This is a genomic window from Vreelandella maris (genome assembly GCF_013371085.1).
Taxonomy (GTDB): domain Bacteria; phylum Pseudomonadota; class Gammaproteobacteria; order Pseudomonadales; family Halomonadaceae; genus Vreelandella; species Vreelandella maris.
The window spans coordinates 19,079-34,842 of record NZ_JABWCV010000012.1; the positions used below are offsets into that span (position 1 = coordinate 19,079).

Annotated in this window: 13 protein-coding genes; 5 read left to right on the forward strand and 8 right to left on the reverse strand. The window is 54.0% G+C overall.

The genetic code is table 11. The features are described from left to right. Positions 1-104: 104 nt before the first annotated feature. Complete coding sequence (gene gltX, locus HUO07_RS11910; protein WP_176303743.1) at positions 105-1,589, reverse strand: glutamate--tRNA ligase; 1,485 nt, start codon at positions 1,587-1,589, stop codon at positions 105-107. A gap of 310 nt (positions 1,590-1,899) precedes the next feature. On the opposite strand from gltX, the gene HUO07_RS11915 reads away from it, so the two are divergent. Beyond that, the gene (locus HUO07_RS11915) at positions 1,900-2,424 is read left to right on the forward strand and encodes a helix-turn-helix domain-containing protein (protein WP_176303744.1); all 525 of its coding nucleotides are present in this window, start codon (positions 1,900-1,902) and stop codon (positions 2,422-2,424) included. Positions 2,425-2,429: 5 nt separating this feature from the next. On the opposite strand, the gene HUO07_RS11920 is transcribed toward HUO07_RS11915, so the two are convergent. After that, positions 2,430-3,026 (reverse strand): hypothetical protein, encoded by a 597-nt coding sequence (locus tag HUO07_RS11920; protein WP_176303745.1) that lies wholly within the window; start codon positions 3,024-3,026, stop codon positions 2,430-2,432. A 146-nt stretch (positions 3,027-3,172) separates the two neighbouring features. On the opposite strand from HUO07_RS11920, the gene HUO07_RS11925 reads away from it, so the two are divergent. After that, positions 3,173-3,979: a sulfite exporter TauE/SafE family protein gene (locus HUO07_RS11925; RefSeq protein WP_101146057.1), complete on the forward strand. Its 807-nt coding sequence runs from the start codon at positions 3,173-3,175 to the stop codon at positions 3,977-3,979. A 143-nt stretch (positions 3,980-4,122) separates the two neighbouring features. Here the strand turns inward: HUO07_RS11925 and HUO07_RS11930 are convergent, their stop codons facing one another. Continuing rightward, complete coding sequence (locus HUO07_RS11930; RefSeq protein WP_176303746.1) at positions 4,123-4,389, reverse strand: hypothetical protein; 267 nt, start codon at positions 4,387-4,389, stop codon at positions 4,123-4,125. 326 nt (positions 4,390-4,715) lie between these two features. Between HUO07_RS11930 and dusA the strand changes: the two genes are divergently transcribed. After that, positions 4,716-5,729, forward strand: a complete 1,014-nt coding sequence (dusA, locus tag HUO07_RS11935; RefSeq protein WP_176303747.1) for a tRNA dihydrouridine(20/20a) synthase DusA — start codon at positions 4,716-4,718, stop codon at positions 5,727-5,729. 52 nt (positions 5,730-5,781) lie between these two features. On the opposite strand, the gene HUO07_RS11940 is transcribed toward dusA, so the two are convergent. Together HUO07_RS11940 and HUO07_RS11945 are read right to left on the reverse strand one after the other, a co-directional pair. Next, positions 5,782-7,251, reverse strand: a complete 1,470-nt coding sequence (locus HUO07_RS11940; RefSeq protein WP_176303748.1) for a catalase — start codon at positions 7,249-7,251, stop codon at positions 5,782-5,784. A gap of 204 nt (positions 7,252-7,455) precedes the next feature. Continuing rightward, positions 7,456-8,487: a succinylglutamate desuccinylase/aspartoacylase family protein gene (locus HUO07_RS11945; RefSeq protein ID WP_176303749.1), complete on the reverse strand. Its 1,032-nt coding sequence runs from the start codon at positions 8,485-8,487 to the stop codon at positions 7,456-7,458. A gap of 214 nt (positions 8,488-8,701) precedes the next feature. On the opposite strand from HUO07_RS11945, the gene HUO07_RS11950 reads away from it, so the two are divergent. Further along, a complete protein-coding gene (locus HUO07_RS11950; RefSeq protein ID WP_035559624.1) occupies positions 8,702-9,313 on the forward strand; it encodes a TetR family transcriptional regulator in 612 nt (203 codons plus the stop codon). A gap of 75 nt (positions 9,314-9,388) precedes the next feature. After that, the gene (locus tag HUO07_RS11955; protein WP_176303750.1) at positions 9,389-10,333 is read left to right on the forward strand and encodes an alpha/beta fold hydrolase; all 945 of its coding nucleotides are present in this window, start codon (positions 9,389-9,391) and stop codon (positions 10,331-10,333) included. Positions 10,334-10,389: 56 nt separating this feature from the next. Here HUO07_RS11955 and HUO07_RS11960 read toward each other — a convergent pair whose 3' ends face one another. The 3 genes from HUO07_RS11960 to HUO07_RS11970 form a co-directional block, all read right to left on the reverse strand. Beyond that, positions 10,390-11,076 carry a hypothetical protein gene (locus HUO07_RS11960; protein WP_176303751.1) on the reverse strand — a complete coding sequence of 229 codons (687 nt, stop codon included), beginning with the start codon at positions 11,074-11,076 and terminating at the stop codon, positions 10,390-10,392. A gap of 174 nt (positions 11,077-11,250) precedes the next feature. Then, positions 11,251-14,436 (reverse strand): efflux RND transporter permease subunit, encoded by a 3,186-nt coding sequence (locus HUO07_RS11965; RefSeq protein ID WP_176303752.1) that lies wholly within the window; start codon positions 14,434-14,436, stop codon positions 11,251-11,253. Next, positions 14,436-15,707: an efflux RND transporter periplasmic adaptor subunit gene (locus tag HUO07_RS11970; RefSeq protein WP_176303753.1), complete on the reverse strand. Its 1,272-nt coding sequence runs from the start codon at positions 15,705-15,707 to the stop codon at positions 14,436-14,438. Before HUO07_RS11970 ends, HUO07_RS11965 begins: the two co-directional genes overlap by 1 nt. Positions 15,708-15,764: the final 57 nt, after the last annotated feature.

A 15,764-nucleotide genomic window follows, 5' to 3' on the forward strand; every position in this document is an offset into this window, starting at 1 on the left:
TTCGTCAACATGAAAAACGCCAATTACTTAAAGATAAGAAATTGGCGCTAGCACTATCTCAATTGCGGTTAGCTGATGTTACTAAGCTCTTTCACAGAGCTATTTCACGAAGCTATTTCACGAAACTCTTTTTCAAAGCGCTTCGCCTGTTTCTTAGAGACGCCACCCAACACCTCTATCGCGCTGCGCAGGCGAGCCCGGGTAACGTCGGAGCCAAGAATCGCCATGGCGTCCATAACCGAGGTGCTGGACGTACTGCCGGTAATCGCAATAAACACCGGTGCCAGAAACGCTTTCATTTTCAAATCAAAATGCTCGGACAGCAGCTTAACTTCGCTCAGTAGCGCCTCTTTATTCCAAGCCGAGACGCCTTCAAACCGCCAAACAAGGAACTGGAGCAATTTTACCAGCTCTTCATCCTCAAGCTTCACACTCTCAAACGACTCTTTAGTCAGTGCCGGTAAGCCCGAGAAGAAGTGCCCTGCCAACGGCATGACCTGGGAGAGCGTTTCTACCCGCGGCCGTACCTGCGGCAGAATCTGCTTAATATAGGCTTCATTGAAGGCCCACTCACGCAGCGCGCTTAACAGTGCATCATCGTCCAAGTCTTCACGAATATAGACGCCGTTCAGCCAGGTCAGCTTCTCCAGGTCGAATACAGGGCCGCCTAACGAGACACGCTGCACATCAAATTCTGCCATCATTTCTTGCAGACTGAATTTCTCGCGCTCATCGGGCATTGACCAGCCCATCCGCCCCAAATAGTTGGTGACGGCCTGGGGTAAAAAGCCCATCCGGCGGTAATAGTTGATCGACGTTGGGTTCTTGCGCTTGGAGAGTTTGGATTTATCCGGGTTGCGCAGCAGCGGCATATGGCAAAGTTGCGGCATTTCCCAACCAAAATACTCATACAGCAACTGGTGCTTTGGTGCGGAGTTAATCCACTCCTCCCCACGCAACACATGAGTGATTGCCATTAAATGGTCGTCGACCACGTTGGCTAAATGGTAGGTAGGCATGCCATCTGATTTGAGCAAAATTTGCGCGTCTACCTGCGCCCACTCCACCTCGATCATGCCACGCAGCATGTCCTTAACAACGCACACGCCTTCGGCGGGCACATTCATGCGCACTACATAAGGCCAGCCCTCTTGCTCACGGCGCGCTTGCTCTTGTGCATCCAGCGCTAAATCTGCAGGTTTTAAGGCCAGCTGCAATCCTGCTGCTTTGCGTGTCTCACGCAGCTCATCCAGCTCTTCACTGGTGCGGTAGCACTTAAACGCATGACCGGCATCCAAAAGTTTTTGAGCGTGTTGGGCATAAATGTCGCCACGCTCGCTTTGCCGATAGGGGCCATAGGGGCCACCCACATCAGGGCCTTCATCCCACTCAAGACCCAGCCAGCTCAATGAATCGAGAATCATCTGCTCTGATTCAGGCGTAGAACGCACCCGATCAGTGTCTTCAATACGAAGGATAAATTGGCCGCCATACTGACGAGCAAAACATAGATTAAAAAGCGCGATGTAAGCCGTACCAACGTGGGGGTCCCCTGTCGGAGAAGGCGCGATGCGAGTACGTACGGTCATGAAAACGTCCTATTGGCAAAAATGCATGGCGTTATTATACGCACCTTAGGCGCAACCAACAGCGGCACCCAGGGAACAACTAGCGCAAGAAAGCGTCAGAGAAATTAACTCAACGCTATTTGTCCACTAATGCGCGCTAAAGCACAATCGCTTAGTATGGCACCATAGCAACCCCTTGGACGTATACTCCAAGGTTGAGCAAGACCAATAACGAACGCATGTTCGTAGCGCCACTATTTATATTGAAAATGACTACTATAGTTAGTGGAAGACATTCACGAGCTTTTTAGCTCATCATCAGGAAAACGAAATGGAATCGCTAGGCTCACGGATCAAGCAACTGCGGCTTAGGGCCAAGCTCAACAAAGCTGCCCTTGCACGCAAAGTTGGCGTGTCAGATGTCACCATTTCTTATTGGGAATCTGGGGCGATCAAACAGATCGGTCACGAACGCTTAGTTGCGCTCGCTGACGCCCTCGACTGCTCCCTGGCAACACTATTGGAAGGTGATAGCGCACCCGAGCTATTAACGTTGACCCATACTGGTCCTCTCCCCTGGGAACAGGTACAGGCAACCACCATTAAAGTGCCCAGTCATTTGCCGTTGAATATCGACTGGAAAGCACCATGTGTGATGGCAACCCCTGGCCAAGGTACAGATTTTTCGCCCGTTAACGCTGGCGACTTACTGCTGCTCGGGCCTACTCATGTGTTTCATAAAGCGGGCCACTACGTGGTGCAACGCGACGATCGTTTCGTCATTGAGCACTTCACTAAAGCACCCAGTGACACATCGATTCATGCAGTACTATTAGCCCAATGGCATCCTGCCTAAAGCGTCTACCTCCCCGGACTCTCTAGCACCTCCACCTGGTCACGCGTTTGCCTTGGCTCACTCCCCACCAGGAAACGCTGTGAGTAGGTGGCCACCTGGCCCAGCCCGTGGCGGGATTGGCTGACAAGCTCTCCCGCCAGGTGCTGGCCCTCGTGGCCAATACGCGCCTGCACGGCGACTGGCTGCACGCTGCCTTCCGAGACTTCCACACGGACATCGTATCCGCCATCGGGCAGCCCACTGCCAGAGCCAAACGGGCCGGCTGCAAACTGGCCATTTTCGATTTGCGTTCTGGCCTGCCAGCGCACCCGGCTGATCTCACGCTCGACTACAATGCGTACTTGGGTGCCATCCGGTAAGTTGCTTTTGCCTTCCACCATTAAGCGCCGATCGCTACGTAAGGCGACCTGCGTCGATATCTCGACAACAAGCGGCTCTACTTCTACCTCAGCAATTTCCGACTCCGTCACCGGGGCTTCAGGGGTGCCCTCAGGTTGCGCGGAGGAAACCGTGTCCGTTGACGGCTCCTCCATGTCGCTACAGCCTGCCAATAGCGCAACTACCACTACCAAAATGCCAACATTGCCTATTACCTTGCGCATACGAACTCCGAAACATTACTTGTCCTGCAGCTTACCACTGCATCGCCGCTACCACAGTCGAATACTCGACTTTGGCCCCGCTACACGCGCCGCTTCCGGTACAATGTGCTTATCGTGCTAACAAGACACTTCTAGGAGCAGCGGATTTGGACATCATCTGGTGGTTGGCATATGTAGCGCTGGGCGGCTTTGTTGGCTTGATGGCAGGTTTATTAGGGATTGGCGGCGGTGGCATTATGGTGCCGATTTTAACGTCGCTATTTGTACTTCAAGGTGTGCCCCATGAACATCTCGCCCACTTGGCGTTAGGCACTGCCATGGCGTCTATTATCCCTGCGTCTACCGCCAGCCTGCTTTCACACCATCGGCACAAGGCGGTACGCTGGGACATCGTACGGTTTATTACCCCCGGTATTTTAGTCGGCACGTTTTTAGCTACCTTTATCGCCGCACTGATCCCCACCCGTAGCCTAGCCATCTTTTTCGCCTGTTTTATGGTGCTAATGTCACTCCAGATGTTGGCAAACATCAAGCCCAAACCGAACCGCGGCCTACCTAGCCCGATGGGAGTAAGCGGAGTGGGCCTGGGCATCGGTGGTATTTCAGCGCTCGTGGCGATTGGTGGCGGCTCACTAACCGTGCCCTTCCTCACCTGGTGCAACGTTAAACTCCCCCGCGCGATTGGCACCTCGGCAGCGGTTGGGCTGCCCATCGCCGTTGCCGGGGCGCTGGGTTACATCATTAATGGTTGGAGTACAGCCGGGCTGCCTAGTGCCGCGCTAGGCTATGTTTATCTTCCTGCGTTTCTACTAATGGCACCGTTCAGCATCCTCACCGCTCCGATTGGTGCCAAGCTCGCCCACAAGCTACCCGTCGCGCTACTCAAGCGCGTGTTCGCGTTTATGTTGATGGGGCTGGCGCTGCAGATGGTATATGCGGTGTTTACGGCGTGAGGAAGAGCGGATAGCGTTAAACTCAAGCGCGCCCTTTGAGGCTGCGCGGAGTAACCTAAAAAATAATGCCCTGGCCATCTTTAATGGCCGGGGCATTTTGCATCTATCGAGCGCGAACCTCTACGCTGTCTGCGATCAGCTGATTACAGGCGTTGATCGAGCCACTTTTTCACGTCCAACTGCTCGCGCTTATCACTCGGCAATTCATCACGGATCATCTCTTCTCCCTTGTGAAGCGCCGTAATGGGAGCGGAAGCGGACAGCACCGTGTTCAGCATATAAAGCACTTCATAACCCTGCTGGCGGTTAAATAGCGTGCTGTCAGGCTCACCCGTGACGCGTGAATCATCAGGTGCCGCTGCCCAATCGTAGTGATCCAGGCTCATGTTCGTTTGAGTAAAATTAGCCATTTAGCACCTCGTTCATCCAATGAAATCGCCCCTAAAATCTGGGGCCGTAGCCGCCTCCTTCATGGCGACACCCCCAGCGTAGCAAAGAATTTCATTTATGCTCGCCCAATCACGGCGCTGTGGCATATACCCTGCTATGTGCTGCGCGCCCTTTCTTACGTACAATGGCGCGCATACATCACACTACCTCTGAAAAAGTTCTCAAGGTGTACCAGGTTTTTAGGCATCAGCTGTTAAAACTGCTTGGTACAATTTGGTACATCAGGTGCGTGAATTACGGTTTTAAGAGGCAATGACTGCACTCAGTGCAGCAACAGTGTTACTAAATGACTAATTTACTTAAAGAAAATAGTGCAGATCGTGGGCGGCTTTTTTCGGTCGCGCCCATGATGGATTGGACAACCCGCGATTTTAGAGCGCTAGCACGCACCTTAACCAAGCGGACGCTGCTGTATACCGAGATGGTCACGACCGGTGCGATTTTGCACGGAACGCCCCGTGAGCGCTTTTTGGGCTATAGCGAAGTAGAGCATCCGCTTGCATTGCAGTTAGGCGGCAGCGATGCCGGTGAGCTGGCTGAGTGTGCGGCGATTGCTGAGGCGTGGGGTTATGATGAGGTGAACCTGAACGTGGGTTGCCCGAGTGACCGTGTGCAGAACAATATGATTGGCGCGTGCTTGATGGGTTACCCCGAAAAGGTGGCCGAGGCAGTGCGGGCGATGCAGGCTGTGGTGTCTATTCCGGTCACGGTGAAGTGCCGTATTGGCATTGATGACCAGGATGAGGACGCTGACCTTGAGCGGTTTATCGCTATCGTCGCTGACGCAGGCTGCGAGGTGTTTACCGTTCACGCTCGTAAGGCGTGGCTGCAAGGCTTATCGCCCAAGCAGAACCGCGATGTGCCGCCGCTTAATTACCCCCGCGTTCACCGGTTAAAGCAGAGCCGACCTGAATTGCATATCGGCATTAACGGCGGCATTAAAACGCTGGCCGAGTGCCAAGAGCAGCTTACCCATGTGGATAGCGTGATGGTGGGGCGCGAGGCGTATCAAAACCCTTGGCTGCTCGCCGGCGTCGATGAACAGCTATTTGGTGAACAAGGCCCGGCGGCGAGCCGCTTGGATGCCGCGAACGCTTTCCGGCCTTATATTCAGCAGCGCTTGGATGAAGGCGCAAAGCTGAATCACATTACCCGTCACCTGCTGGGCTTGTTCCAGGGTTGCCCCGGCGGCAGGCGTTTTCGGCGTCATTTGTCGGAACACGCCCATAAAGAAGGCGCCGGTTTGCGCCTATTTGATGACGCGCTTAGCTTGGTGAATGAACCCGAGTGCGTGGCATAAAAAACCCGCTACGCAAGCGTAGCGGGTTCGTCTTCCTAGTAGCGTAGGCTTATTAACCGTTTTCGCGGCGGTTCGCCATTACGCCCTGCTCGACACGCTCACCGATCGTTTGGTCGACGTTTTTCCAGTACTCAAATACCCGTGATAGCACCGGCTCTTCAACACCATCGGAAACGTGGCCCACAATGTTGTTGACCAATCGGTCGCGGGCAGCGTCATCCATTACCTTATTGACCAAGTCATTGGCTTGGTTAAAATCGCCATCGCCTGGGCGCAACGTGTAGGCGGCACGAACCAGTTCGCCGTCCGTCTCCCATACCGCATCTTCTGGGTACCTTTCTGGGTTGGCGTGCGCGCCCCCTTTGCTATTAGGTGCGTACACTGGGTCGGTGGAGTGGTTAATACGCATCTTGCCACCCTGGCTGTAGCTGTTCACCGGAACCTTGGGCGCGTTAACAGGGATATGTTGGTAGTTCACCCCTAAACGCGCACGGTGCGCATCAGCGTAGGAGATTACCCGCGCCAACAGCATTTTATCCGGTGAGAAACCGGTGCCCGGTACGGCATTGCTGGGCTGAAACGCTGCCTGCTCGATTTGCGAGTGGAAATCGACGGGGTTGCGATCCAACGTCATCTTGCCTACTTCTTGCAGCGGGTAGTCGCCGTGGGGCCACACCTTGGTCAAATCGAAGGGGTTGATGTGGTAGGTCTTGGCATCTTCAAACGGCATGATCTGAACTTGCAGCGTCCAGGTGGGATAATCGCCGCGTTTGATGGCATCGAACAGGTCACGGCGATGGTAGTCGGCATCCGCACCCGCCATTTGATCGGCCTGTTCCTGGGTCATGCACTTAATGCCCTGGTCCGTCTTGAAGTGGTACTTCACCCAAAAGCGCTCGCCTTCAGCGTTCACCCACATATAGGTGTGGCTTGAATAGCCATTCATGTGGCGCCAAGTGGCGGGGATACCACGATCGCCCATTAGCCAGGTTACCTGATGGGCAGATTGCGGAGAAAGCGTCCAGAAGTCCCACTGCATATCGTGATCACGCAAGCCGTTATCCGCTCGACGCTTTTGTGAGTGGATAAAGTGCTGGAATTTGAGCGGATCGCGAACGAAGAACACAGGGGTATTATTACCCACCATGTCGAAGTTGCCCTCTTCGGTATAAAACTTCAGCGAGAAGCCACGAGGATCACGCCAAGTGTCTGGGCTACCCGCCTCACCGGCCACTGTAGAAAAACGCGCCAGCATCTCGGTTTTCTTGCCCGGCTGGAGAAAATCCGCCTTGGTGTATTGACTAACGTCGTGAGTTACTTGGAAGTGACCAAAGGCGCCGCTCCCTTTTGCGTGGGGCTGACGATTCGGAATCATTTCCCGGTTAAAGGCAGCCATCTGCTCCATCAAGTAGTGATCATGCAGAACGATCGGCCCATCGGGGCCTACTGAAAGTGAGTGTTCATCACTGTTGACTGCTATACCCGCATCCGTTGTGGTGTGTTTTGGTTTATCGCTCGTCATCGCTTTTCCTCCATGTCACGGTAGACGTGGCGTATGATCGCCACTCGTTCTAGTACGATGAAAGCTTGGCTATTTGTCTTTTGTTGTCATTTTAGTAGCCGCTAACAAAGCCCATCATAGGTATAGTCAACGAGTCGCTAACTTGCCATTCGCGAAGGCTATCGTTTGCCTATCAGCTCAATAGCTTTTACTTATGAAAAGCCATTAAAAGAATGAATCAGTGGGCGGTACTAAGCTGGAGTTAAAGCTTTCAACGGCGGTTTCAGCCTCTTCAATTTCATCAAAACGGGCAATATGAAACAGCGCTTCACCCTCGTTGGCCAATGGCAAGCGGCTCATACCAATCACGATGCCATCCGCAACAGCACGCACTTCACCCTCGTCATTACCAAAGGGGTCAGCCACTTTGCCCAGCACTTCGCCTTTGGCAACGCGGGCACCCAGGCGCACCTTGGGACGCAAAATACCGTCGATCGGCGCACGCGCCCAGCTTGACCCATTGGCCAATTCGGCGGGTGCTGGCGTGCGACGGCGCTGCTCGCCAGTCAGCATGCCTAGGCGCCGCATTACCCGCAGTACACCGCGCACGCCGGGAGCAATCGCCCACTCGTCAAATCGCAACGCTTCGCCTGCTTCATAGGTCAATACCGGAATGCCGCGCGTCTGGGCGTAATGGCGAAGGCTGCCTTCACGCAGTTCCGCATTGAGCACCACGGGCGCTCCGAAAGCATCGGCCATACGCTCGGTTTCACTGCCTGGGCTCAATTGAGCGCGGATCTGGGGCAGGTTAGTGCGATGAATGGCGCCTGTGTGGAGATCAATAATGTGGGTGGCGTGATCGACGATTTGTTCACGGAACAGCGCGGCAATCCGCCCGCCTAACGAACCCGATTCGCTGCCTGGAAAGCAGCGATTAAGATCGCGCCGATCAGGCAGGTAGCGCGTTTGCTGTAAGAAACCAAACACATTCACCACCGGCACAGCGATTAAAGTGCCGCGAATGCTATTGATCGCTTTTGCGCGTAATACCCGGCGAACAATTTCCACCCCGTTGATTTCATCACCGTGAATACCACCACACACCAGCATCACAGGGCCATCCTTACGGCCGTGAACCACTTCGACTGGAATATGCAGCGGCGTATGGGTATATAAACGCGCCACCGGCACATCCACTTGTAAGCGTTGGCCGGGCATAATGGTATGTTCGCCCAACTTAAAAGGAGCTCGCGCCATGCTTTATGTCCTGTTTTTAATCGGTTATTTTCGCGATGTTAGTAAGGTTCAAAGCTAGTAACATTGCCTGTTTATACGCTTTCACTGGCAAAATGACGAATTTGTTAACTTACGTTATGCGTTGAGTCAATTATCCATACAGTTTTGAATGTAAATACTCACTCGCTTAGGTTAAAATATGACCATACAGAGTTGATAACGAGGTTCCGTTTCCATGGCAAGAAAGACCAAAGCTGAAGCTGCTGCTACTCGCGAAGCGCTGCTTGAAGCTGCAGAAGAGGTATTTTTTGCCAAAGGCGTGGCACGCACATCGCTTGAGCAAATTGCTCGCCATGCGGGCCTCACCCGCGGTGCTGTCTATTGGCATTTCAAGAATAAAGGCGACCTGTTCATGGCATTGGTTGAACAGGTGCGCATGCCCTTCCAGTCGTTAATGGATGAAGTCGACAAAACGGACACCGCCCTATCACCGTTAGAAGCGATACGTCTTGCCTGCCATGCGGGTTTGGTGCGCCTTGAACAACCGTCGTACCAACGGATACTGTCGATTTTACTGCACCGCTGCGAGTTCTTCAGCGACATTAACCCGCTTGATATGCAAGAAGAGATCGGTAACGAGTGTTACCAGGAAATGCTGGCGGTATTTGTACAGGCTAAAGAGCAGCAACTACTGCGCGAAGATTTAAGCCCGGAAGTAGCAACACGGCTAATGCAATCCATGTTGGGTGGTCTTTTCCATGATTGGTTGCGTAATCCTGACGCTTTTGCAATACGTGAACGCGGCGGCGAGCTGATCGATACCTCTATTCGTATGATGCAGCGTTAAACACCTCACCCATCCCTCGCTGCAATGCAGCAAATATGCTACTACTGGCGCTATGTCTAGCCGTGTGAGCATTCTATGGATACCCTGGAGTTTGTTCGCGTACGCGAATTAGAAGTTGCCGTACGCATTTGGAACCCTTCCGCCCCCCGCACGCTTATCGCTTGGCATGGACTTGCTCGCCACGGCGGTGACTTTAGCGCACTGGCGCGTGAACTGGGCAGCGAATGGCGTATTCTTGCACCCGATACGCCAGGCCGCGGGTTATCGAGTTGGTCGTTATTTCCAGCTCACGACTACCTTTATAGCCATTACGTGACGGTCGCCATCGCTCTATTAGATCACTTTAAACTTGATAACGTTGATTGGCTGGGCACGTCGATGGGTGGCCTGTTAGGCATGCTGATCGCTGCTGATCCAGAACACAGCGCGCGGATCTCTCGGTTAATCCTGAACGATGTAGGGCCTGAATTGAATCAACAGGGGCTGGTTGCCCTTTCCAGCTACTTTGGCGTTGCCCACCGTTTCTCAAGCTTTAGCGAGCTCCATCAGGAACTCACTCAGCACTACGCAAGTTTCGGCATCACTAAGGAGTCCGCTTGGCGTGAACTAGCGCTGAACAGTGCCCGTCGGTTGCCAGACGGTAGCTGGACGTATCACTTTGACCCTCGCATTGGCGAGCAGTTTGTGCACGATACACCGCGCGACACCTGGGCCGACTGGGAGAGTATTCGCTGCCCGGTGATGGTTATTCGCGGCGAAGAATCAACCCTGTTAGATGCCGAAACGCTGCCCCGCATGGCTGAAACACAGCCTACGCTTGTCACCCTGACCGTACCGAACTGCGGCCACGCCCCCATGTTGGATCAATCTGCACAGGTCGATCCCATTCGCCGCTTTTTAAACCACCCCGTACCACACCCAATTCCAGGCAAGTCATCGCAACCCGGCACTGGCTGGCATTACATCTGGCAGCACCCAGTGCAGTGGTTGGCGCATCAGTGGCGGCGGTGGTGGAAATAAACCGGGATGCCCAAGCCTTGGGCATCCCGGCGGCGACCCTCAATGCGCGTAATAACTCAGTGAGAGGCCGAGTAATGGCTAGCAGGGTGATGTTTTTTGCTTAACCGCAGTTTATTCAAACGAACACGTGTCTCCAGATACTCTTGCTCAGTGACACTGCGGTAAGCCCCCTCTTTAGGCAGGTACTTCACCAATACCCGGCGCTCGCCCTGTACAGGTAAGGCGTCGCGTTTGCTGAGCAGCTTTACTGTGCTGTTAGGCTCATCATCAATTACCGCAAACGCCTGTTCGCCCTCCCCCTGGCGCTCGGTCACCACTACCGTTTGGCCAAGCAAACACCGCCGGGTAAAGGGGCGGTAGCGATGCAGCACGCGGTGTAACGCATTACAAAGCGCCGCCGCCACGGGCGAGGCGATCACCAAGGTGGCCCAAAGCACCACCACGCCGACCGGAATACGTATTAAACCGAGCGGCAGCCAGCGCAACACTAGCAGTTCGATCGCGACGGTGAGTGCCGCCGCAATGGTTAGAATGACCGTTAATGCCAGCGTTGCGGGAACGCCCGCAAAGCCTAAAGAAACTAAAGTGCTAGCCAGATGATCTTCTTTTAAGCTATCGCGCTCAAACAGTTCCAAAGGGGCCAAACGGATAATCACTAGTAGCCAATAGAGCGCTAATAGCCCAAGTAGAAACGTAAACACAATGCTCGGGAATTGCGTCGCTGCGTGCAGTAGCTCGTTCATGGCGTCCTCCTCTCCCGGTACTTAGCCAGGGATGTATTGTACTTTCAGCTTAGTCGACATTAGCTTTTTAGTGCCACTTTTACTTTGACTTAGGTCATTACGACAAAAAAAGGGTGCCACCCGAAGGTGGCACCCATCTCTTTACACATTGGTTTATTCGCTAGGAGCTAAACCTTAGTGGTCATGCTCCAGCGCTGGCTTGTGGGAAGCATGCTTTTTACCCTTCATTTTGCGTCCCAGCCAGTCAGAGGCTGTCGCAATCATGGCGTAGAAGCTGGGAATGAACAGACTACCCAGGGTAGCGACAGAGAACATACCCATGGCCACCGTGGTACCGATGTGGTGGCTGCTCACGTCGCTGGCGCCGGTCGCCAAGGCCAACGGTAAAGTACCGAAAATAAACGCTAGCGAGGTCATTACGATGGGACGGAAACGCAACTCTGCCGCGGTAATCGCCGCCTCACGAATGGTTTTACCCTGCTCTTTACGCTGAAGTTCGGCGAACTCGACGATCAGAATAGCGTTTTTCGCCGCAAGCCCGACCACCACCAGCATACCGATCTGCACATACACACTGGTGTCCAGCCCGCGCAGCACGATGCCACCTATACCACCGAGGAAGGCAAAGGGGGTTGCGGTCAGAACCGCCAGAGGCAACGACCAACTCTCGTACTGAGCCGCCAGAATCAGGAACACCATCAATAGCCCGAAGACTATCGCCAGAGTCGCGGCATTACCCAGGTTCGACTCCTGGTACGCCGTACCGGTCCAACCCATGCCCCAGTTGGTTCCCAGCGTTTCCTGAACCACCTGCTCCATCGCTTCAATCGCCTGCGCCGAGCTATAGCCAGGTGCGGGATTACCCTGGAACTGAGCACCGGCGTAAACACCGAAGCGTGATACCACAGACGGACCCGTTTGACGCTCAAGCTCAACAAACTCCGAAAGCGGAATACGCTCACCATTACCGCCGCGAACATAAACGCTGCTAACGTCTTCTGGCGTTTTTCGGAATTCATCCTCGTTTTGCAGGTACACCTGGAAGTTACGATTTTGATAGCTAAAGTAGTTCACAAAGCCGTTACCAAACGTATTGGCCAGGGCTGAGTTAATGTTTTCAAGCCCAACGCCGTAACTCAGCGCTTTCTGCTGGTCGATGTTAGCCCGGTAAGAGGGTACATTGACATTGAAGGTGGTGAAAACCCGACTTAACGCAGGGTGCTGGTTAGCCTGCTGCATAATTTGCAGCGACGCTTCGTACAGCTCCCGCGGCGTTGCCCCTTCAAAAGACTGCAAATAACCGGTAAAACCGCCCGTCGTCGAAAGCCCCATAATGGGCGGCACGTTAAAGGCCATTGCGGAGCCACCATCAATACTCGCGCCCAAACCCATAATTTGGCCTACGAGATCGCTAGCCGTCAGATCACGCTCTGCCCAGGGATGCATATTGACGAACATAATCCCGCGCGCAGTATTAACAGCGCCTGAGAGAATATCGTAACCGGCAATAGCCGAGGAGTATTCCACACCGGGAATTGCTTCAACCTCAGCACTGAGTTTTTCCATATAGCGCTGGGTACGGTCAAGTGAGGCCGCATCCGGCAGCGAAACGCTCACTAACACGATGCCCTGATCAGTCTCGGGTACCAGCGTTGAAGGCGTATTGGCATATAACCAGAAAGAGCCCGCCCCTGTAGCTATCGTTAACGCTAACGCTAACACCCAAAAACGCACTAAGCCCTTTACTACCCACATATAGGCCGCAGTAATACCTGCAAACATGCGGTCAAACAGGCGTAGCGGGGTATGCAAGGCACGCTTGAACTTAGACTGTCCGGCGCCGGCAATTTTATGCTTGATAAAAATCGCTGACAGAGCAGGCGTAAAGGTCAACGCCATTACCGCCGAGAGGGCTACCGATATCGCCACGGTAATCGCAAACTGCTGATAAATCTGCCCCGTGAAGCCACCCAAGAAAGCCACTGGAACAAACACCGCCGCCATAATCAGTGAGGTCGCAATAACCGGCCCACCGACTTCTTTCATCGCTCGGATGGTGGCATCCATTACGCTGATGTCATCCTCTTCACTCAGCACGCGTTCGACGTTTTCCACCACTAGTATGGCATCATCGACCACTATCCCTATCGAGAGCACCAAGGCAAACAGCGTTAGCAGGTTGATCGAAAACCCAAACAGGTAAAAGCCGGCAAACGTCCCCACCACCGCAACGGGCACGACCGACATGGCGATCACCGTAAAGCGCCAGTTCTGCAGGAAGATAAACAGAATGACGATAACGATCAGGAAGGCTTCAATAAACGTCTTAATCACCGTCTCTACCGAAGCATCAATAAACAGCGTGGTGTCGTAAGGGGAGACATATTCAAGCCCTGGAGGGAAGCGGCTTTCCAGATCATCCATCGTCGCGCGCACAGCATTAGCCGTTGCTAAGGCATTAGCCCCAGGCTGTTGATTGATAATAATCGGCGTCATGGTGGAACCGTTCAACCGCGCGTCGATACCGTAAAAAGATGCCCCCAGTTCGATACGTGCAACGTCTTCCAAACGTAGTGATGAACCGTCGCTATTGGTACGTAAGTAAATCTCACGGAAGTCATCGACATCATTCAGTCGACCGCCTGCGGTCATGGTATAGGTGTAGGCGCGCGGTTCACTCTGAGGCGTAGAAGCAAGGCTACCCGCCGGAATCTCGGTATTTTGCGCCCTGATCGCACTGGCCACTTCGCTGGGCGTCAGGTCGTACTGTGCCAACTTATCCGGATCCATCCAGATACGCATGGCAAACTCGCCGCCGCCTAGTACTTCGGCGTTACCTACCCCGGGCACTTGGCGCAGTGCGTCAAGCACGTTCAGGGTGGCGTAGTTCTGCATATAGACGTTGTTGTAGTCGCCGTCCGGTGAGGTCAACGCTAATAACATCAAAATAGAGTCAGAACGTAGCGAAACAGTAACACCTTGGGACTGGACGGCTTCAGGCAACTGCGACAGCGCCCCTTGCACCCGGTTGTTGACGTTGATGGTATTGATATCGCCATCGGTACCGATATTGAAAGCAACACTCAGGCTCATACTGCCGTTATCAGCGCTGTTAGAGGTCATGTACAGCATATCCTCAACGCCGTTGATGGCCTCCGCGATTGGGGCCGCCACCGTTTGTGCGACGGTTTCCGCATCCGCTCCAGGGAACGTCGCCTGAACCGACACGGTGGGCGGCACTACGCTGGGATACTGCTCAATAGGCAGAATGCGCATCGACATCACGCCCACTAGCGTCACGATAATCGCCAACACTGTGGCAAATATCGGGCGGCTGATGAAAAAATTAGAGAAGTTCATTATGGTGCACCCTCTTCTCCTTCAGCGGGCTGGCCATCGGCAGCCCCCTCTTCCATTGCTTGAGCCGCCTCGGCCTGTTCTTCCGCCTCTTCTTGCTCGACACCTTCGTTAACAGCCTCCGCGTTGCCATCAAACGACTGTGGATCAATCGTCATGCCTGGCTCTAAACCGGCTGGATCACCGACAATTACCCGGTCACCCGGCTCCAGGCCGTCACGAATGATCTGCCACGGCCCCGCTATCTCACCCAGTGAGATAGTTTTCTCACGAGCCTTATTCTCTTCATCCAGGACAAACACCTGGGGGCCCATTAGGCCTTGCGTCACCGCTATCTCTGGCACCGCCATTACGTCAAAACGCTTCAAGCCGTCAAGACGTACGCGCACAAATTGGCCCGGCAGTACGGTAGCGTCAGGGTTTTCAAACGTCGCAGCGGCTTGCACGGTGCTGGTGTCTCGATCAACGCTAGAGCCCAGAAAGTCTAAGTACCCTTCTAGCTCAGAATCGCCACCTCCGCTGACACCAGGTATGCTCAAACGAGCACGAATATCCGATGGTTCAGTGCCATTGCTCAGTTGGCGACGCAGCTCAAAGGCATCGCGCTGAGGCAGTTGAAAACGCACCTCTAACGGATCTAGTGGTGTAATCGTGGCCAGCTCGGTACCGGAAGTGACCAAATTTTCCACATTAATTTGGCTTAAACCGATCATTCCAGAGACAGGTGCAGTAACTTGTGAATACCCCAAGTCCAGGTTAGCGCTAGTTAATGCCGCCTCTGCCTGCGCTACGCTTGCCTGGGCGACGCGCTGGTCAGCCAGCGCTTGGTCGTACTGCTGGCGGCTCACCGAGTTTTGGCTGAGTAGTTGCTCGAAACGTTGCGCATCACGCTGGGCGCGGGAAAGCTCAGCCCGTGCGCTTTGCAGGTCAGCTTCACGCTGGTTAACGGTTGCTTGGTAAAGATCCGGTTCGATGGTATAGAGGCGATCGCCCTCTTCGACCATTTGGCCGGGCTCGAAGTGGCGCTCTTCCAGAAAGCCATTCACACGCGCCACCAAGGTGACTTCATCATCACTGCGCAGCAAGGAGGGGTACGATTTATCCAGCGGTATATCCTGACGTGCCATTTCAGTCACTTCGACCTTATGGGGCGGGGGTTCTTGCTCGGAGCCCGGCTGAGGCGCTTCGGCCTGTTCTTGCCCACAGGCCGCAAGTGCCAGCGCGGCTACCAGCGTCATTAGACTCGCTCGGCGTGAGTGAATCATCTTCTTCATACGTTAAGTTCCCATGTATCTTTTAAAAGTCGGCTGGTAGCAAGTGCACACTTGGGT

Coding starts and splice junctions, on each gene's coding strand:
- gltX (WP_176303743.1), bottom strand. CDS start 1,589: ATGACCGTACGTACTCGCATCGCGCCTTCTCCGACAGGGGACCCCCAC.
- HUO07_RS11955 (WP_176303750.1), top strand. CDS start 9,389: ATGGATACCCTGGAGTTTGTTCGCGTACGCGAATTAGAAGTTGCCGTA.
- HUO07_RS11965 (WP_176303752.1), bottom strand. CDS start 14,436: ATGAACTTCTCTAATTTTTTCATCAGCCGCCCGATATTTGCCACAGTG.
- HUO07_RS11950 (WP_035559624.1), top strand. CDS start 8,702: ATGGCAAGAAAGACCAAAGCTGAAGCTGCTGCTACTCGCGAAGCGCTG.
- HUO07_RS11945 (WP_176303749.1), bottom strand. CDS start 8,487: ATGGCGCGAGCTCCTTTTAAGTTGGGCGAACATACCATTATGCCCGGC.
- HUO07_RS11915 (WP_176303744.1), top strand. CDS start 1,900: ATGGAATCGCTAGGCTCACGGATCAAGCAACTGCGGCTTAGGGCCAAG.
- HUO07_RS11960 (WP_176303751.1), bottom strand. CDS start 11,076: ATGAACGAGCTACTGCACGCAGCGACGCAATTCCCGAGCATTGTGTTT.
- HUO07_RS11940 (WP_176303748.1), bottom strand. CDS start 7,251: ATGACGAGCGATAAACCAAAACACACCACAACGGATGCGGGTATAGCA.
- HUO07_RS11970 (WP_176303753.1), bottom strand. CDS start 15,707: ATGAAGAAGATGATTCACTCACGCCGAGCGAGTCTAATGACGCTGGTA.
- HUO07_RS11920 (WP_176303745.1), bottom strand. CDS start 3,026: ATGCGCAAGGTAATAGGCAATGTTGGCATTTTGGTAGTGGTAGTTGCG.
- dusA (WP_176303747.1), top strand. CDS start 4,716: ATGACTAATTTACTTAAAGAAAATAGTGCAGATCGTGGGCGGCTTTTT.
- HUO07_RS11930 (WP_176303746.1), bottom strand. CDS start 4,389: ATGGCTAATTTTACTCAAACGAACATGAGCCTGGATCACTACGATTGG.